Source organism: Streptococcus mitis, from assembly GCF_001281025.1.
In the GTDB taxonomy this organism is placed as follows: Bacteria; Bacillota; Bacilli; order Lactobacillales; family Streptococcaceae; genus Streptococcus; species Streptococcus mitis_AK.
Window position 1 is genome coordinate 885,006 of the sequence record NZ_CP012646.1, and the last position, 19,368, is coordinate 904,373.

A 19,368-nucleotide genomic window follows, 5' to 3' on the forward strand; every position below is an offset into this window, starting at 1 on the left:
CTTGCCTTTCATGGAAAGTCAGCGTCATTCCCTATTTTTCAAGGGCAGCTAACGTCCTTTGTATCTTAGTCAGGAGTAGATATGAGTATTCGAGTAATTATTGCTGGTTTTAAGGGAAAGATGGGCCAGGCTGCTTGTCAGATGGTCTTGGCTGATCCAGACTTGGACTTGGTAGCAGTTTTGGATCCTTTTGAGTCTGAGTCAGAATGGCAGGGTATTCCTGTTTTCAAGGATAAGGCTGATTTAGCAGGCTTTGAAGCGGATGTCTGGGTAGATTTTACTACTCCAAATGTTGCCTACGAAAATACACATTTTGCTCTTGAAAATGGCTTTGCTCCAGTAGTTGGAACAACAGGTTTCACAAGTGAAGAAATTGCAGAGCTAAAAGCATTTTCTCGTGAACAAAATTTGGGTGGCCTGATCGCTCCTAACTTTGCCTTGGGTGCTGTTTTACTCATGCAATTTGCAAGGCAGGCTGCCAAATATTTCCCAAATGTGGAGATTATCGAGCTCCATCATGACAAGAAAAAGGATGCTCCGAGTGGAACAGCTATTAAAACAGCTGAGTTCATGGCAGAAGTTCGAGAGTCTATTCAGCAAGGTGCAACAGATGAGGAAGAACTCATTGCAGGTGCTCGTGGTGCTGACTTTGATGGCATGCGGATTCACTCAGTTCGTTTACCAGGCTTGGTAGCACATCAGGAAGTCATCTTTGGCAATCAGGGAGAAGGATTGACCCTCCGTCATGACTCCTATGATCGCAGCTCCTTCATGACAGGGGTGAATTTGGGAATTAAAGAAGTTGTCAAGCGTCATGAGCTTGTCTATGGATTAGAACACTTATTATGAGATTAACGCAAATGCCTTCTGAATTTCAGAAGGCTTTACCAGTATTAGAAAAAATTAAAGAAGCAGGTTTTGAGGCCTATTTTGTTGGAGGTTCTGTTCGAGATGCCCTCCTCAATCGTCCCATCCACGATGTGGATATTGCGACGTCTTCTTATCCAGAAGAAACCAAGCAGATTTTTCCGCGAACAGCCGATATCGGAATCGAGCATGGAACCGTCTTGGTTTTAGATGGGGATGAGGAGTATGAGGTAACCACCTTTCGGACAGAAGATGTCTATGTGGACTATCGTAGACCCAGTGCGGTTTCCTTTGTGCGTTCGCTAGAAGAAGATCTCAAACGCCGTGATTTCACAGTCAATGCCTTTGCCCTGGACGAGACAGGAGAAATCATTGACTTGTTCCATGGTTTAGAAGATTTGGAAAAGCAAGTCTTACGAGCAGTTGGAGTGGCTAGTGAGCGTTTCAACGAAGATGCTTTACGGATTATGCGTGGTTTCCGTTTTCAGGCTAGTCTTGGCTTTGAGCTTGAGTCAGAAACATTTAAAGCTATGAAGACTTTGACGCCACTTTTGGAGAAAATTTCTGTGGAGCGTACCTTCGTTGAGTTTGATAAACTCTTGCTGGCTCCATTTTGGAGAAGGGGCTTGGCTTCCATGATTGAGAGTCAAGCTTATGACTATCTCCCTGATATGGCAGCTAGCCAGGACAAGCTCAATAGACTGTTTGATTTGGAGACTGATTTCACCTTTGAATCTTCAGAGCAAGCTTGGGCGGCTTTACTGTGGGCTTTGGAGATTGAAAATGCGCAGCCATTTTTGAAAGCTTGGAAGACCTCACGTCAGTTTGCTAAGCAAGTTCAGGATTTGCTGACTATTTTGGCCTTGCGTGAAAAGGGAGAATTGAGCAAGCGCGATTGTTATCGCTTTGACTTGGCTTTGCTTTTACAAGCTGAAAATCTTCGTCGGGCTCAAGGAAAAGAAGTTAATCCACAAGCCATCACAGAAACCTACCAGAGTCTGACCATTCATGACAAAAAAGAAATTCAGATTAATGGTGGCATTTTAATCAAGGAATATGGCTATCAGCCGGGTCCAGACTTGGGAGAGATTTTAACAGAGATTGAGTATGCCATTGTCGATGGAGAATTGGAAAATGACCGTCAAGCCATCCATGCTTATCTGAGGGAGAATAAATGAGTGATTTTATCGTTGAAAAACTAAGTAAATCCGTTGGTGACAAGACCGTTTTTAAGGATATTTCCTTTATCATCCATGACCTAGACAGAATTGGTTTGATTGGTGTCAATGGAACAGGGAAGACCACCCTTTTAGATGTTCTTTCTGGTGTTTCTGGATTTGATGGGGATGTTAGTCCCTTTTCAGCTAAGAATGATTACCAGATTGGTTACTTGACTCAAGATCCTGATTTTGATGATAGCAAGACGGTTTTGGATACGGTCCTCTCCAGCGACCTCAAGGAAATCCAACTCATTCGTGAGTATGAGTTGATCATGCTCAACTACAGTGAGGACAAGCAGGCTCGTTTGGAACGTGTCATGGCAGAAATGGATTCTCTCCAAGCTTGGGAAATTGAGAGTCAGGTCAAGACGGTTCTTAGTAAGCTGGGTATTCAGAACTTATCTACTCCAGTTGGAGAATTGTCAGGTGGTCTAAGAAGAAGAGTCCAGTTGGCGCAAGTCTTACTTGGCAATCACGACCTCTTGCTTTTGGATGAGCCAACCAACCATCTGGATATTGCGACTATTGAGTGGCTGACCCTCTTTTTGAAAAATTCAAAGAAGACCGTCCTTTTTATTACCCACGATCGTTATTTCCTAGACGCTTTGTCAACTCGAATTTTCGAATTGGATCGCGCAGGCTTGACCGAGTATCAAGGCAATTATCAGGACTATGTTCGCCTAAAGGCGGAACAGGATGAGCGCGATGCGGCTCTTCTTCACAAAAAAGAACAACTCTACAAACAAGAATTGGCCTGGATGCGCAGACAACCGCAGGCGCGTGCGACCAAGCAGCAGGCTCGTATCAATCGTTTCCACGACCTGAAAAAGGAAATTTCAGGTGGAGTTGCTGAGACAGACTTGACCATGAACTTTGAAACCAGTCGTATTGGGAAGAAAGTCATAGAGTTTCAGGATGTTTCCTTTGCCTATGAAAACAAGCCTATTTTGCAAGATTTTAATCTCTTGGTGCAGGCCAAAGACCGTATTGGAATCGTTGGGGACAACGGTGTTGGAAAATCAACCCTGCTTAATCTGATTGCAGGCAGTCTTGAGCCGACAGCAGGACAAGTTGTGATTGGGGAAACTGTTCGTATCGCCTATTTCTCTCAGCAAATTGAGGGTTTGGATGAAAGTAAGCGAGTGATCAATTACTTGCAGGAAGTGGCAGAAGAGGTCAAGACCAGCGGTGGTTCTAGTACTTCGATTGCAGAGTTGCTGGAGCAGTTCCTTTTCCCACGTTCGACGCATGGAACCTTGATTGAGAAATTGTCTGGTGGAGAGAAAAAACGTCTTTATCTCCTCAAACTGCTCTTGGAAAAACCAAATGTTCTTCTCTTGGACGAACCGACAAATGACCTAGATATTGCGACCTTGACAGTTTTGGAGAATTTCTTGCAAGGCTTTGCTGGTCCAGTTTTGACTGTTAGCCATGACCGCTATTTCTTGGATAAGGTAGCGAACAAGATTCTCGCTTTTGAGGATGGCAAGATTCGTCCTTTCTTTGGTCATTACACCGACTACCTTGATGAAAAGGCCTTTGAAACAGATATGGCCAATCAAGTGCAAAAGGCTGAAAAGGAAAAAGTAGTCAAGGTCCGAGAAGACAAGAAACGCATGACCTACCAAGAAAAGCAGGAGTGGGCAAGTATTGAAAGCGATATTGAAGCCTTGGAAAATCGTATCGCTGCGATTGAAGAGGAAATGCAGGCTAACGGCTCTGACTTTGGCAAACTAGCGACTCTCCAAAAAGAACTGGATGAGAAAAACGAGGCACTCCTTGAAAAATACGAACGCTATGAGTATCTAAGTGAATTTGATAGCTAGAAGAATGGAAAAATCCCGTCTCATGGACAGGATTTCTCTATTCTTTTTTGGTTTCTTGATGAAAGATATTTTGCCAAGTTTCGTGGCGTCGCCAGATACTGGTATGGACGATGCCATCCAATTCATAGCAGATGAGTTTGGTCTTTTGACTGATGGAAGTAATTTGAATGTCCTTGATAGCAGAATTCAACTCTTTTACAGCTTTATAGGCCTCTTTATCCATCTGCTCTCCGTCTTGGCGAATATAGACAAAATCGTCAGCCAAGAGTTCTTCCAGTTGATTTCCCTGATCAATCAATTGTTCACGCATGAGCAATTTTTTGTAGACATTGCCTAAAATCTCATCCTCAGGGATAGGTGCTGGCTCGATATGGACATCGGTATCAAAGACTCCAAAACGCTCTTCCAGCATAGACTCGACTTGATCCGCAATCTCGTGACTTTCATAAACCGACAAGTCAGGATTCATTTCTAGCGTAATATCCAGGTAGATGTTACTACCGTAGGTACGACCTCTTTGGGACTTAACCTTACTGATTTTGGGAATTTCCATGATAGCCTTTTGATAATCCTCAAGCAGACGGTCGTCGAAACCATCTGAAAGACTAAAGGAAGACTCAATGAAGATATCATAGGCAGTTTTCAAGATAAAGAAAGTGATGATGATAGCGACCAGTTTATCCACAATGGGATAATTGAAACTACTAGCCAGGATGGCAATGGTCGTACCAAGAGAGGTAACAGCATCAGAAAGATTGTCCTTAGCAGCGGACTTCAGTGCCTTGGAGTTAGATTTCTTACTGAGGCGAGTGTTGTAGAGATAAACCACAAACATAATCGCTGCAGAAATGATTCCTAGAGTTGCACCCAGAGGATCAATGACCGTTTCTTCACGACTGATAATCTTTTGAATGGTATCCCGCAGCACATCAAAGCCAACATAAAACATAATGATGGAAGTGATTAAGCTAGCCAAATCTTCAATCTTCCAGTGACCAAAACGGTGGTCACGGTCCGCAGGCTGGCGTGCCATTCGAATCCCAATCAAGAGGGCCACATTTCCAATGATATCGGATACGTTATTGAAACCATCTGCCACCAAACTGGATGAATCAAGAAGGTGGCCAGTTGCTAATTTGGCTGCAGATAAGAGCAGGTAGGTCGAAATACTGATGATGGCCCCACGCTCAGCTAACTTGAGATTTGAAATAGATTGCTTCATTCAACTTCCTTTCTAGTCATATAGCATTCTACCATTATACTGGTTTTCAAGGGAAAATTCAAATAAGGCAGTTTTTGCTCTTTAAAAACTTTCCAAAATTTGCTATAATAGTACTACTCAAGGGAGTAGCTGGCAGAAACCTGTGATAGTGTCGTCATTCCGAATTTTATACTGAAAAGTATGTTTTCCGGCCCTATCTTAAACAGCGAGACTTGTTATGATTAACAGGGCTCTTTTTGTTTGTCGTGAAAAGATACGATGAGAAAAAGAGAGTCTGTTTTGCACACAATGTCAAGGAGGAGACACATGTCAAAAGAACAAAAACGCCAAGCGTTTTACACTCAAAGTCCTGAAGAGGTTTTGAAGGCTGTGGATGCGACCGAGCAAGGTTTGTCATCAAGTGAGGCGGAAAAGCGCCTTGCCGAATTTGGCCACAATGAACTCGAAGAGGGTGAGAAACGATCAATCCTGGTCAAATTCATCGAACAGTTTAAGGATTTGATGATTATCATCCTAGTTGCGGCAGCTATCTTGTCAGTCGTGACTTCTGGTGGAGAAGATATTGCAGATGCCATCATTATCTTAGCCGTGGTTATCATCAATGCTGCCTTCGGTGTTTACCAAGAAGGAAAAGCAGAAGAAGCCATTGAAGCCCTCAAATCTATGTCCAGTCCAGCTGCTCGCGTTCTTCGTGATGGGCATATGGCGGAGATTGACTCTAAAGAATTGGTACCAGGAGATATCGTTGCCCTCGAAGCAGGTGATGTAGTACCAGCAGACCTACGTTTACTAGAAGCCAACTCTCTTAAAATTGAAGAAGCAGCTCTTACAGGTGAGTCTGTGCCAGTCGAAAAAGACTTGACAGTTGAACTTGCTGCAGATGCTGGTATTGGTGACCGTGTCAATATGGCCTTCCAAAACTCAAATGTGACTTATGGTCGTGGTCTTGGTGTTGTTATCAATACAGGGATGTACACTGAAGTTGGTCACATCGCAGGTATGCTCCAAGATGCGGATGAGACGGATACACCACTTAAACAAAACTTGAATAACCTTTCTAAGGTCTTGACCTATGCTATCTTGGTCATTGCCCTTGTTACTTTTGTAGTGGGTGTCTTCATTCAAGGGAAAAATCCACTTGGTGAGTTGATGACCTCTGTTGCGCTTGCCGTTGCAGCCATCCCAGAAGGACTTCCTGCTATCGTGACCATCGTTCTTGCCCTTGGTACTCAAGTTTTGGCCAAACGAAACTCTATCGTTCGTAAGTTGCCAGCTGTAGAAACGCTTGGTTCAACTGAAATCATCGCTTCTGATAAGACTGGTACGCTTACCATGAACAAGATGACCGTCGAAAAAGTCTTCTATGATGCAGTCCTACATGACTCTGCTGATGACATTGAACTCGGCTTGGACATGCCTCTTCTTCGTTCTGTAGTTTTGGCTAATGATACCAAGATTGATGCAGAAGGAAACCTGATCGGAGATCCAACCGAAACAGCCTTTATCCAATATGCCTTGGACAAGGGCTACGATGTGAAAGGATTTTTAGAGAAATATCCTCGTGTGGCTGAGTTGCCATTTGACTCTGACCGTAAGCTCATGTCAACGGTTCACCCATTGCCAGATGGTAAATTCCTTGTAGCGGTCAAGGGTGCCCCAGACCAACTTTTGAAACGTTGTGTTCTTCGTGATAAAGCTGGGGATATTGCTCCGATTGATGAGAAGGTTACAAACCTCATTCACACAAACAACTCTGAAATGGCTCACCAAGCCTTGCGTGTCCTCGCAGGTGCTTATAAGATTATTGACAGCATTCCAGAAAACCTGACTTCTGAAGAGCTTGAAAATGATTTAATCTTTACTGGTTTGATTGGGATGATTGACCCTGAACGTCCTGAAGCTGCTGAGGCTGTTCGTGTGGCTAAGGAAGCGGGAATTCGTCCAATCATGATTACGGGTGACCATCAAGACACTGCAGAAGCTATTGCCAAACGTTTGGGAATCATCGATGCAAATGATACAGAAGGACACGTTTTAACTGGTGCTGAGCTCAACGAACTGTCAGATGAAGACTTTGAAAAAGTAGTTGGTCAATACTCTGTTTATGCCCGTGTATCTCCAGAACACAAGGTTCGTATCGTCAAGGCTTGGCAAAAACAAGGTAAAGTCGTTGCCATGACAGGTGATGGTGTCAATGATGCGCCAGCTCTGAAAACAGCCGACATCGGTATCGGTATGGGAATCACTGGTACAGAGGTTTCTAAGGGGGCTTCTGACATGATTCTTGCAGATGATAACTTTGCGACTATTATCGTTGCAGTGGAAGAAGGACGTAAGGTCTTCTCAAACATTCAAAAGACTATTCAGTACCTACTTTCTGCCAATACTGCTGAAGTATTAACTATCTTCCTATCAACCTTGTTTGGTTGGGATGTCTTACAGCCAGTTCATCTTTTGTGGATCAACTTGGTAACCGATACTTTCCCAGCTATCGCTCTAGGTGTTGAGCCAGCTGAGCCTGGTGTCATGAACCATAAACCACGTGGACGCAAGGCAAGCTTCTTCTCAGGTGGTGTTTTGAGTTCTATCATCTATCAAGGTGTACTCCAAGCAACTATTGTTATGAGTGTTTATGGTCTTGCGATTGCTTACCCAGTTCATGTGGGTGACAATCATGCCATTCATGCAGATGCCCTAACTATGGCCTTTGCAACCCTTGGTTTAATTCAGCTCTTCCATGCTTATAATGTCAAGTCTGTTTACCAATCCATCTTGACAGTTGGACCATTCAAGTCTAAGACCTTCAACTGGTCTATCTTGGTATCCTTCATCCTTCTTATGGCAACAATTGTCGTAGAACCGCTTGAAGGAATCTTCCACGTAACCAAACTAGACTTGTCACAATGGGGAATCGTTATGGGCGGAAGCTTCTCAATGATTATCATCGTCGAAATCGTTAAGTTTGTTCAACGTAAACTTGGCTTTGATAAGAATGCGATTTAAAAAAAGTCATCTTCGGATGGCTTTTTGCTACAGTTGAAGGAAAGGGCTTGCAGTTATCGGCTTTTGTGCTATAATTGCTATAATATAGTAAAAAGTAAGAGGAGTGTGAGGAAGTGGAAAAGAAAATTGTGAAGGATATTTTGTTTTTATCTCAGGTATCTCAGCCGGCAAGTCAGGATGATCTGTATCTTGCCAGAGATTTACAGGATACGCTTTTAGCCAATCGTGAGACCTGTGTCGGTCTGGCTGCCAATATGATTGGGGTGCAGAAGCGCGTGATTATTTTTAATCTTGGCTTGGTTCCTATGGTCATGTTTAATCCTGTTCTCAAGTCTTTTTCAGGACCTTATGATACAGAAGAAGGCTGTTTGTCCTTGACAGGTGTGAGACCCACTAAGCGTTATGAAACTATAAGGGTTGCCTATCGTGATAGCAAGTGGCAGGAACAGACCATCACCTTGACAGGCTTCCCAGCCCAGATTTGTCAGCATGAACTGGATCACTTGGAAGGACGAATCATTTAGGAGGAAAGCAAATGAAACGAATAGTCTTTGAACTTATTTTTATCGCAACGACCTGGTATATCTTTTTACCGCCTCTTAACCTGACCAGCTGGGAATTTATCTTTTTCCTTTGTGGGCATTTGTTAGTTGTAGCAGTCTTATTTGGCTTTGGCAAGGGGATAAACCTTGTCAAAACGGTTCATGTGCGCCACGGCAAGGCGGAAGCTGCCTTAAATCTAGAGGGTTTCAAAATCAATCGGTTAGGGAAAGCTCTTTTAGTTTCTATTGGAGGAATTCTTCTCTTGGCAGCTTTGGTTTCCTTGGTGACTTCTAGCATTTTTCAGGCTAAAAATTATGCCAATGTAGTCACGGTTACGGAAAAAGACTTTACTGATTTTCCTAAGACTGATACCAGTAAGGTTCCTATCTTAGATAGAAGTACCGCTGAAAAAATTGGTGACCGCTACTTGGGTTCCCTAACAGATAAGGTGTCGCAGTACGTAGCGGCAGATACCTATACCCAATTGACAATTGATGGGAAGCCTTATCGGGTTACACCACTAGAATACGCGGATCCTATCAAGTGGTTTAATAATCAAGCCAAGGGAATCGGCGAGTATATCAAGGTAGACATGGTGACTGGTAATGCGGACTTGGTGGACTTGAAGACACCAATCAAGTATTCGGACTCGGAGTATTTTAACCGTGATGTCAAACGCCACCTGCGCTTGAAGTACCCAACCAAGATCTTTAAAACTCCATCTTTCGAGGTGGACGATGAGGGTAATCCTTTCTATGTAGCAACGGTTTACCAAAAGCAATTTGGGCTTGCGGTTCCTCGTCCTGTTTCAGTCATTATCTTGGACGCCACAAATGGAGAGACCAAGGAATACAGCTTATCAGATGTTCCAGAATGGGTGGACAGGGTTTATCCAGCTGAGGAAACCATTGAGCAAATCAACTACAACGGCAAGTACAAGGACGGTTTCTGGAATGCCATGATTTCCAAGAAAAACGTGACCCAGACTACCAAGGGCTATAATTACTTGTCTATCGGCAATGATATCTATCTCTACACAGGTGTGACGTCGGCTAATGCAGATGAAAGTAATCTTGGTTTTATCCTTGAAAATATGCGGACAGGAGAAATCACTAAGTACAGCTTGGCTTCCGCGACCGAAGAATCAGCCCGTGAATCAGCCGAAGGTGCTGTTCAGGAGAAATCCTACAAGGCAACCTTCCCAATCCTCATCAACCTTAATGACAAGCCTCTCTACATCATGGGCTTGAAGGACAATGCTGGCTTGGTCAAAGAGTATGCTCTGGTAGACGCAGTCGAGTACCAAAATGTTATTGTAGCAACGACAGTGGAAGAACTGCTCAGCAAGTATGCCAATAAAAACGACCTTGAAATTGACAATGCAACGACAGAAAGCATCAAGGGTGTGGTAGCAGACCTCAAATCAGCTGTTATCAAGGGAGACACCGTCTACTTCTTTAAAGTTGATGGCAAGATTTATAAGGTCAAGGCCTCTGTATCAGATGACCTTCCTTACCTTGAAAATGGTAAAACCTTCGAAGGACAAGTAGGAAAAGACAACTATCTCAAGACCTTTAAAGTTCAGTAAGAGGAGAGGCTGGGCAAAACCTCAATTTCAGGAAAAAATGAAGTAAATCTTTCCATCATAAAACGCATAGTATCAAGATTTCTCAATTCCTGATACTATGCATTTTTTAATTTTAATGCCTTTTTCCCCAGTCTCTTTTCAGATGAATTCCTTGGTTGTGGTTAAAAAATATGCTACACTATCAATATGAAAATTTTAATCCCAACAGCAAAAGAAATGAACACAGACTTGCCAAGTATCGAGGCAACTCCTTTAAGACCAGAAAGTCAGGCTGTGCTGGATGCCTTGGCTCTCTATTCTGTTAGTCAATTGGAGAGTTTTTACAAGGTATCAGTTGAGAAGGCAAAGGAAGAATTTCAAAATATCCAAGCTTTGCAAAGGAAAACTGCTCAACACTACCCAGCCTTGAAACTTTTTGATGGGCTCATGTACCGCCATATCAAGAGAGATAAGTTGACCGAGGCAGAACAAGCCTATCTTGAAAATCATGTCTTTATTACCTCGGCTTTGTACGGTGTTGTTCCAGTCTTGTCACCTATGCCCCCTCACCGTTTGGACTTTTTGATGAAATTAAAAGTCACTGGTAAGACTTTAAAGAGCCATTGGAAGGCAGCCTATGATGAGGCTATGAATGGTGAAGACCTAATTTTCTCCCTCTTGTCGTCAGAGTTTGAAACTGTGTTTTCTAAGGAAATCAGAGAAAAAATGGCGACCTTCAAATTCATGGAGGACAAGGGTGGTCAGCTGAAGATTCATTCAACTATTTCCAAGAAAGCGCGTGGTGCCTTCTTGACAGCCCTGATTGAAAATCAAGTTCAAACAGTGGAGGAAGCTCGTCGCTTAAGCTTTGCAGGATTTAACTACCGAGAAGACCTGTCCCAGCAACAGGAATTGGTTTTTGTTAAGGAAGTATAGCAATCAGATAAGAGAAAAAGTCAGCACGATTATGCTGACTTTTTTGATAACTTATAAAGTATTGGATAAATGAATCTCATTTGATAAAGTATTAAGATGATTAACCAAATCCATGATTGACAGATGGTTTCGACAAATAAACTTCTTGGTAATCCCTGGAATATAGAAATTAGACACGATGATATCGTAATCTGTCTGATTTAAAATCTCAGGACTTGTTTTCAATTCATCCCAAGTATCGAAGGTAAAGCGGTTATTACAGTAATAGGAAAGCATATCAACAAAGGTAAGGGATATAGCATGGTCAAAGTTACTGATAATCAAAACCTTGATAGGTGGTCGATTCTCTAACAACTGAGTAGAGAGGTTTTCAGCATGGGTTAAGATGGTGTACATCAGGTGTTCCAACTGTTCAGGATGGTCATGCTGTCCAATTGCTTGACGATATTGAGCCAGTTCTTGACGTGCACTTCCCATAAAGTCTGGGAAGTAAACTTCAAATTTTTTAATCGTCAATGCTTTTTGTTCAAATAAGATTGGGGTAGAAAAGATTTCCTGTCTTTCAAAGAAAGCAGTGTTGTGTAAATGCCAAATCAGCTCATCGTGGTTGGTAAAAGTAATCTTATATTGTTTTGATAGGCGTTCTAATATTTGACTAAGTAATTGGTAAGAGTATCTTGCTTCACTGTTTTCTTCTAAAGAGTTGAAGAATTCTTGAGGATTTAAGAAAAGATTGTTTTGAATAAAGGATATAAAAATTTGGGCGATGATATCTGGAGTGATTTCAAGTCCCAGTTTTTCAGAGAAATGGACAAGTAGCTCCTCAAAGTTTGGAATATTCATCAAAAGAGGATAGTATTCATCGCTAAAATGATTTGGTAAGTCGATGAAATGACCATTTTTGATGCGGTAAATACTGATAGCTATCATCAATTTGTACATTCTATAAATTGAAAATCGCATTGGATAATTCGTAATCTTATAGAAGAAATCAGCAAACTCTGTTAAATCCTCTTCAGGAAGGTCAGGAAAAGGCCAGTCTAGGAAATAATAGCGTTCAGAAAAGTATTGAGCATAAAAATAGCGAATATCAAATTCATTCCCATGTATCTCAGTTGGAGTAAAAGATAATTCAATTTGGAATTGAGAGGATAGATTTTTTGTAATATTTCGACCTAATCGATAGAGATTAGCACTACTTGAGTGAAGATTTTCTATCGTTCGATAAATAGGCAGGCCCTCATTGAAAAACATATATTCTAGTAATTGAAAAGATTGGGAATGGGCTAGAAAATATTGATAAATATCTTCTACACTAGTGTTAACATCTAAATCAATCATAATTCCGTTAACGGAAGATTGGATGTCAATATTTGGGAAAGCTGTTCGTAATTCATTTAAATCATTTTTTAGGATTCGTTCTGTACATCCTAATTTTTCGGCAAGTGCATGTAACCTTATCCAATTACGATACTGAATTAAGGTTTCCATTACACGTAATTGTCTTTGGTCTTTTGTGGATAAAAGGTTGCGCATTTAGGTATTTCCTCCTAAATTATATTGTATCATAATTATGATTCTTTTGTACAAAAAAACAAGAATTAAAAATATGTACATTAAATTCAAAAAAAAAAAAAAAAAAAATATGGCTCCATGGTACAAAAATCAGATATATTAATTTCATAGATAATATTGATTAATGCCTCAAATAGTTGTAAATTGTAAACTATAAAATACTATCTAGGAGTTTAAAATGAAACATACACATAAGAAATCATTTGACTGGTATAGCATGCAACAACGATACTCTATTCGTAAGTATCACTTTGGTGCGGCTAGTGTCTTGCTCGGGACAGCCTTAGTCTTGGGAACTGCTGCCAATGCGCAATCAGTACAAGCGGAGGAACAACATCCTGAAGCAACTAATAGTGTTTCTGTTGATAAGGTAAATGAAGCTACTAAACCAGCAGAAGTTTCTACACCTAAAAAAGAAACAACTTATGCAGCTCCAACTGTTGCGAACCCAGTAGAAACGATTCCAGCTAAATCTGGTGAAGCCAAAGCGCCAGCAGAAAAAGTTGAAGAAGTAAAAGATAAAAAAGAAGAAGTAACGCATCAAGATGCTGTTGACAAGTCAAAATTGTTAACAGCTCTTTCGCGTGCTAAAAAATTAGAAAGCAAGTTATATACAGAAGCAAGTGCTGCTAACTTGCAAGCAAGTATCCAAGCTGGTCAAAGCTTGCTTGGGAAAGCAGATGCGACTGAATCTGAAGTATCAGCAGCAGAGTCATCTATCCAATCAGCTATTATTGGGCTAGAACTTCGTTCTAACTCTGATAAAGGAACAGTATCAGAAACACCTGTAGTGAAGAAAACTGACGTAGCAGAAGCCAAAGAAGAAGCTAAGCCAGCTGCAACAACGACTGACCGTTCAGCTGTTGATAGTAGCGTTTTAGCAACTAATGCACCTGCCAAAGTAGAAACAACTTCAGCTCCAGAATCTACTAATGAAATCTTGAAACCAGGTTTGAGCCTTTCTGATGCTCGCCAAAATCCAGCTATCCGTAAGGAAGACTTGGATAAAGGGCATAGTGGCTTTAGAGCGGCTAGCAATCCAGCCAATCCAATTGTATCAGGTTCTGGAAATACAGTTGCATTTGCAGATATTAGTCAAGGTGGTCGTAGTTATAGTTTCCGTGGTTATGGGAACTCACGTGGTGGTAATTCAATTCATTACGATGTAACAACAGTACGTCAAGGTAATAGATTGAATTTCACAATTAAATACTCTGGTCCAGGTGAATTTGTTAATAATAACTTTATCTTGGATAAAGGGGATGGATTTGGAAATCCTTCAAATGCAACTATCACAACTCCAAGATTAAGAGAGCAATCAAAACCTATTAGCCAGGGTGCCAACTTCGTATCTCACTCAGGATACAGTATGACCTCTGCTACTTCAACAAATATGGAACAAACAATCAGATTTAGTTTGCCAATTGCTAATCCAAATGGTGACTTGTCTGTTCGTTTGAAACCAGTTACTTTTAACGTGGACCAAGGTGGTGGTGGTGCCGCTACTAGCAATGACCCATACAGTAACTCCAACTATTATCATAGAGCAAATCCACTCCTCTTGGATGCAAACCCTTATGGTGGTACTAATAATAAGACTGTTTCAGAAGACATTGACTTCCAAACTGTCTATCTTCCAACTAGTAAGTTACCAGAAGGTCAAACTAGATTAGTTCGTGAAGGTGAAAAAGGACAACGTCAAATTACCTATAAAGTCCATCGATTTGGTAACGAAACACTCCAAGGATTGCCAATTAGTAATAGAGTTACTAAAGAAGCTAAGCCACGTATTATGCAAATTGGTGTGGCTAAAGAGCTAATCGATACAGTAAAACCACGTGTTGATCAAAATAAAGTTGGTGATACAAATAACCTCACTTTCTATCTTGATAACGATGGAAACGGTGTTTATACTGAGGGCGTAGACGAACTTGTTCAAAAAATTGCTATTAAAGATGGAGCCAAGGGTGAAAAAGGGGACCAAGGTGAACGCGGTCTCACCGGAGCCCAAGGTGCTAAAGGTGAAAAAGGAGACCGAGGCGAACGCGGTCTAACTGGAGCACAAGGTGCCAAAGGTGAAAAAGGAGACCGAGGCGAACGTGGTTTAACTGGAGCCCAAGGAGCCAAAGGTGAAAAAGGGGACCAAGGTGAACGCGGTCTCACCGGAGCCAAAGGTGAAAAAGGGGACCGAGGTGAACGCGGTCTCACCGGAGCTAAAGGTGAAAAAGGAGACCGAGGCGAACGTGGTTTAACTGGAGCACAAGGAGCCAAAGGTGAAAAAGGAGATCAAGGTGAACGTGGTCTAACCGGAGCTAAAGGTGAAAAAGGGGACCAAGGTGAACGTGGTCTAACCGGAGCCAAAGGTGAAAAAGGAGATCAAGGTGAACGCGGTCTCACCGGAGCCAAAGGTGAAAAAGGCGACCAAGGTGAACGCGGTCTCACCGGAGCCAAAGGTGAAAAAGGGGACCAGGGTGAACGCGGTCTCACCGGAGCACAAGGTGCCAAAGGTGAAAAAGGAGATCAAGGCGAACGTGGTTTAACTGGAGCACAAGGTCAAGCAGGACGTGACGGTGTTACTCCAACCGTAACCGTTAAAGATAATAAAGCTGACGGTACTCACACAATCACTATTAACGACGGTAGAGGTAATGTTACAAATACTATTGTAAGAGATGGTCTCGATGGAGCAAGCCCATTAGTTGCGACTCAACGAAATGAAGCAGATAAGACAACAACTGTTATCTTCTATTATGATCAAAATGGAAATAATGAATTAGATGCTTCTGATAAGAAATTAAAAGAAGTCGTTATTGCAGATGGAGCCAAAGGTGAAAAAGGGGACCAAGGCGAACGTGGTCTAACCGGAGCGCAAGGTGAAAAAGGAGAACGTGGAGACCGTGGTGAAACAGGAGCAGCGGGACGTGACGGAAAAACTCCAAAAATCACAACTGCTCGTGGAGCAGACGGTCGTAGTACTGATATTACATTTACTATTCCTGGTGAAGAACCTGTAACAGTTAACATTAAAGATGGTAAAGATGGACGTACACCAACCATTGACTTAAATGCCTTAGCTGAAGCAGCAGCAAGATTAAACAATCAAAGAAGCGGAAGAGTAAGAAGAGCTTTAGCAGACGCCCCATCTACAGCACCAGCAGAAAAACCAAGAGAAGGTACTCTTATTACAGCGTACTTTGATAACAATGGTAATGGTCGGTACGATGAAGGTATAGATGAATTAATTGCAAAACAACCAATTTATAATGGTACAGACGGTGCCAATGGTGCAGCAGGTGCAGCCGGACGTAATGGTGCTGAATTATTAAGTGGACCTAAAGCACCAACAGCAGATGATGGTAAAGATGGCGACACTTATATCGATGCAACTACAGGTGATGTTTATAAGAAAGAAAACGGAACTTGGGATAAGATTGGTAACATTCGTGGACCTCAAGGTCTAAAAGGTGAAGCCGGAGTTGCAGGACCACAAGGGCTACAAGGACCTAAGGGTGACCAGGGTGCTCAAGGACTTCAAGGTCGTGATGGTCAAGACGGAGCACAAGGTTTACCAGGACGCGACGGACGTGATGGCGCAGCAGGTCGTGACGGACGTGATGGACGCGACGGTAAAGACGTCTTGAACGGCAAAGTTAACCCAGAAGCAAATCAAGGTAAAGACGCGATAAATACGTTAATACAGAAACAGGCGACGTCTTCGTTAAGAATAACGGCAACTGGGAAAAAGAAGGCAACATCAAAGGCCCTAAAGGGGACAAAGGTGAACAAGGTCTTCAAGGTCGTGATGGTCAAGACGGAGCACAAGGTTTACCGGGACGCGACGGACGTGATGGCGCAGCAGGTCGTGACGGACGTGATGGACGCGACGGTAAAGACGTCTTGAACGGCAAAGTTAACCCAGAAGCAAATCAAGGTAAAGACGCGATAAATACGTTAATACAGAAACAGGCGACGTCTTCGTTAAGAATAACGGCAACTGGGAAAAAGAAGGCAACATCAAAGGCCCTAAAGGAGACAAAGGTGAACAAGGTCTTCAAGGTCGTGATGGTCAAGACGGAGCACAAGGTTTACCAGGACGCGACGGACGTGATGGCGCAGCAGGTCGTAACGGACGTGATGGACGCGACGGTAAAGACGTCTTGAACGGCAAAGTTAACCCAGAAGCAAATCAAGGTAAAGACGCGATAAATACGTTAATACAGAAACAGGCGACGTCTTCGTTAAGAATAACGGCAACTGGGAAAAAGAAGGCAACATCAAAGGCCCTAAAGGAGACAAAGGTGAACAAGGTCTTCAAGGTCGTGATGGTCAAGACGGAGCACAAGGTTTACCAGGACGCGACGGACGTGATGGCGCAGCAGGTCGTGACGGACGTGATGGACGCGACGGTAAAGACGTCTTGAACGGCAAAGTTAACCCAGAAGCAAATCAAGGTAAAGACGGCGATAAATACGTTAATACAGAAACAGGCGACGTCTTCGTTAAGAATAACGGCAACTGGGAAAAAGAAGGCAACATCAAAGGCCCTAAAGGGGACAAAGGTGAACAAGGTCTTCAAGGTCGTGATGGTCAAGACGGAGCACAAGGTTTACCAGGACGCGACGGACGTGATGGCGCAGCAGGTCGTGACGGACGTGATGGACGCGACGGTAAAGACGTCTTGAACGGCAAAGTTAACCCAGAAGCAAATCAAGGTAAAGACGGCGATAAATACGTTAATACAGAAACAGGCGACGTCTTCGTTAAGAATAACGGCAACTGGGAAAAAGAAGGCAACATCAAGGGACCTAAGGGTGACAAAGGTGAACGTGGAGAAGATGGTAAGACTCCAGAAGTAACTGTAACTCCAGGTAAAGATGGCCATAGTACTGACATTACATTCACTGTTCCAGGTAAAGATCCAGTTAAAGTAAATGTTAAGGACGGAGAAAATGGTCTAAACGGTAAAACTCCAAAAGTTGATTTGCTTCGTGTCGAAGGACAAAACGGAAATCCATCTCATACAATTGTGACATTCTATACTGATGAAAACAATGATGGTAAGTACACTCCAGGAACTGATGAACTTCTAGGTTCTGAAATGATTAAAGATGGTGCTAAAGGTGCGGACGGACGTGATGGTAAATCATTGCTTACTGTCAAAGATGGTAAAGAAACTAAAGTTTACCAAGAAGATCCAGCACATCCAGGTCAACCATTGAACCCAGAAAAACCTCTTGCAGTTATTAAAGATGGAGTGGACGGTGTCTCTCCAACAGTAACAGCTGTTCGTAAGGATGAAGAAGGTCATAAAGGTGTAGAAATCACGGTGGATAACCATGATGGTTCACAACCAACTACAGTCTTTGTTCAAGATGGTGCTAAGGGAGAAACTGGTGCAACCGGTCAGGATGGACAAACTCCTACAATCACTACTCAACGTGGACAAGATGGCCAAAGCACTGTTGTAACTATCACAACACCAGGTAAAGATCCAGTAACCTTTACAGTGAAAGATGGTAAGAATGGTAAAGATGGACGTACACCAACTATTGACTTAAATGCATTGGTGGAAGCAGTTAGAAGAGGTGCTGGATCAACTTCTAATTCACAACCTTCTGGAACATCAAGAAGTGCAAGAAGAGCGAGAAGTGTAGGAGATAATCCAGATGAGATTCAACCACCAACTCCCGGTTCAACAGGTTCACAACCAGCAACTGCAGGTTCAACAGGTTCACAACCATCAGCTACAGGCTCAACAGCATCACAACCAACATCAACTCAACCTAAACCATCAGGTGAATATGCGGGAACCGAAATAAAAGCATATTATGATAATAATAATAATGGTGTATTTGATGAAGGTGATGAGTTGATATCAAGTACTGTTATTCCTCCTGCTCCAAAAGGAGAGAATGGTAATGATGGTAAAGATGCTATAAGAGGAGCTGAATTACTAAGTGGAGTTACTGCCCCAACTGCTAAGGATGGTAAAGACGGTGATACTTATATCGACGCAAATACAGGTGATGTTTACAAGAAAGAAAATGGTTCTTGGAACAAGATTGGTAATATCCGTGGACCTCAAGGAGTAGCCGGTGAAAAAGGCGACAAAGGTGAAAAAGGTGAAAAAGGTGAAAACGGAGCTAATGGAGCAGACGGTAAATCACCAGTTGTAAATGTAACGGATAATGGGGATGGAACTCACTCTATTACAGTTCGTAATCCAGATGGTTCAGAATCTACAACGAAAGTTAAAGATGGTAAAGACGGTAAAACTGCCAATATCACTACAACAGAAAATCCAGATGGAAGTCACACAATTACTGTAACAAATCCAGATGGAACAACTAAAGAAACAGTTGTTAAAAACGGTAAAGACGGTAAGACTCCAAAAGTTGAAGTAACGGATAACGGAGACGGAACTCATACTGTTAAAGTTACAGATGGAGACGGCAATGTTACCAACGCTATCATCAAAGATGGTAAAGACGGTAAAGCTGCAACAGCAACAACTACTGAAAACCCAGATGGAAGCCACACTGTAACAATCACTAACCCAGACGGAACTAAGAATGAGTTTGTCGTTAAGAATGGACGTGACGGTGTTGA

The 19,368-nt window shown here is 42.4% G+C and carries 10 protein-coding genes and 2 pseudogenes; 10 read left to right on the top strand and 2 right to left on the bottom strand.

Annotated elements, in window-relative coordinates:
- Window positions 1–81: 81 nt before the first annotated feature.
- From dapB to RN80_RS04425, 3 genes are read left to right on the top strand one after another with little or no spacing between them, the layout of a single operon-like run.
- The gene (gene dapB, locus RN80_RS04415) at window positions 82–849 is read left to right on the top strand and encodes a 4-hydroxy-tetrahydrodipicolinate reductase (protein ID WP_060627765.1); all 768 of its coding nucleotides are present in this window, start codon (window positions 82–84) and stop codon (window positions 847–849) included.
- Window positions 846–2,045: a CCA tRNA nucleotidyltransferase gene (locus RN80_RS04420; protein WP_080998500.1), complete on the top strand. Its 1,200-nt coding sequence runs from the start codon at window positions 846–848 to the stop codon at window positions 2,043–2,045. Before dapB ends, RN80_RS04420 begins: the two co-directional genes overlap by 4 nt.
- Window positions 2,042–3,913 carry an ABC-F family ATP-binding cassette domain-containing protein gene (locus RN80_RS04425; protein WP_060627770.1) on the top strand — a complete coding sequence of 624 codons (1,872 nt, stop codon included), beginning with the start codon at window positions 2,042–2,044 and terminating at the stop codon, window positions 3,911–3,913. Before RN80_RS04420 ends, RN80_RS04425 begins: the two co-directional genes overlap by 4 nt.
- 37 nt (window positions 3,914–3,950) lie before the next feature.
- On the opposite strand, the gene mntE is transcribed toward RN80_RS04425, so the two are convergent.
- Window positions 3,951–5,135, bottom strand: coding sequence for a CDF family manganese efflux transporter MntE (gene mntE / locus RN80_RS04430; RefSeq protein ID WP_060627771.1), 1,185 nt, complete (start codon window positions 5,133–5,135; stop codon window positions 3,951–3,953).
- Window positions 5,136–5,441: 306 nt separating this feature from the next.
- On the opposite strand from mntE, the gene RN80_RS04435 reads away from it, so the two are divergent.
- From RN80_RS04435 to yaaA, 4 genes are all read left to right on the top strand, one after another.
- Window positions 5,442–8,138, top strand: a complete 2,697-nt coding sequence (locus RN80_RS04435; RefSeq protein WP_060627773.1) for a cation-translocating P-type ATPase — start codon at window positions 5,442–5,444, stop codon at window positions 8,136–8,138.
- Between the two features lie 113 nt (window positions 8,139–8,251).
- On the top strand, window positions 8,252–8,662 hold the full coding sequence (locus RN80_RS04440) for a peptide deformylase (protein ID WP_060627775.1): 411 nt from the start codon (window positions 8,252–8,254) through the stop codon (window positions 8,660–8,662).
- A gap of 11 nt (window positions 8,663–8,673) precedes the next feature.
- Window positions 8,674–10,269: a hypothetical protein gene (locus RN80_RS04445; RefSeq protein ID WP_060627777.1), complete on the top strand. Its 1,596-nt coding sequence runs from the start codon at window positions 8,674–8,676 to the stop codon at window positions 10,267–10,269.
- Between the two features lie 186 nt (window positions 10,270–10,455).
- Entirely contained in the window at window positions 10,456–11,184 is a 729-nt protein-coding gene (gene yaaA / locus RN80_RS04450; RefSeq protein ID WP_060627779.1) for a peroxide stress protein YaaA, read from the top strand.
- A gap of 51 nt (window positions 11,185–11,235) precedes the next feature.
- On the opposite strand, the gene pclR is transcribed toward yaaA, so the two are convergent.
- Entirely contained in the window at window positions 11,236–12,720 is a 1,485-nt protein-coding gene (gene pclR, locus RN80_RS04455; protein ID WP_060627781.1) for a virulence transcriptional activator PclR, read from the bottom strand.
- A 217-nt stretch (window positions 12,721–12,937) separates the two neighbouring features.
- Here pclR and pclA point away from each other — a divergent pair, with 217 nt between their 5' ends.
- The 3 genes and pseudogenes from pclA to RN80_RS10275 form a co-directional block, all read left to right on the top strand.
- Window positions 12,938–16,660 (top strand): pneumococcal collagen-like adhesin PclA, encoded by a 3,723-nt coding sequence (gene pclA / locus RN80_RS10230; protein WP_419965903.1) that lies wholly within the window; start codon window positions 12,938–12,940, stop codon window positions 16,658–16,660.
- Window positions 16,603–19,123: pseudogene (locus RN80_RS10270) on the top strand (hypothetical protein); the annotation flags it as partial. The gene pclA and the pseudogene RN80_RS10270, both read left to right, overlap by 58 nt.
- Window positions 19,079–19,315: pseudogene (locus tag RN80_RS10275) on the top strand (collagen-flanked surface repeat-containing protein); the annotation flags it as partial. The pseudogenes RN80_RS10270 and RN80_RS10275, both read left to right, overlap by 45 nt.
- Window positions 19,316–19,368 lie beyond the last annotated feature (53 nt).

Bases quoted from the DNA above. Each gene is read 5' to 3' on its own strand.
- RN80_RS04425 (WP_060627770.1), top strand. From the start codon at position 2,042: ATGAGTGATTTTATCGTTGAAAAACTAAGTAAATCCGTTGGTGACAAG.
- RN80_RS04435 (WP_060627773.1), top strand. From the start codon at position 5,442: ATGTCAAAAGAACAAAAACGCCAAGCGTTTTACACTCAAAGTCCTGAA.
- mntE (WP_060627771.1), bottom strand. From the start codon at position 5,135: ATGAAGCAATCTATTTCAAATCTCAAGTTAGCTGAGCGTGGGGCCATC.
- RN80_RS04420 (WP_080998500.1), top strand. From the start codon at position 846: ATGAGATTAACGCAAATGCCTTCTGAATTTCAGAAGGCTTTACCAGTA.
- pclR (WP_060627781.1), bottom strand. From the start codon at position 12,720: ATGCGCAACCTTTTATCCACAAAAGACCAAAGACAATTACGTGTAATG.
- RN80_RS04445 (WP_060627777.1), top strand. From the start codon at position 8,674: ATGAAACGAATAGTCTTTGAACTTATTTTTATCGCAACGACCTGGTAT.
- yaaA (WP_060627779.1), top strand. From the start codon at position 10,456: ATGAAAATTTTAATCCCAACAGCAAAAGAAATGAACACAGACTTGCCA.
- pclA (WP_419965903.1), top strand. From the start codon at position 12,938: ATGAAACATACACATAAGAAATCATTTGACTGGTATAGCATGCAACAA.
- dapB (WP_060627765.1), top strand. From the start codon at position 82: ATGAGTATTCGAGTAATTATTGCTGGTTTTAAGGGAAAGATGGGCCAG.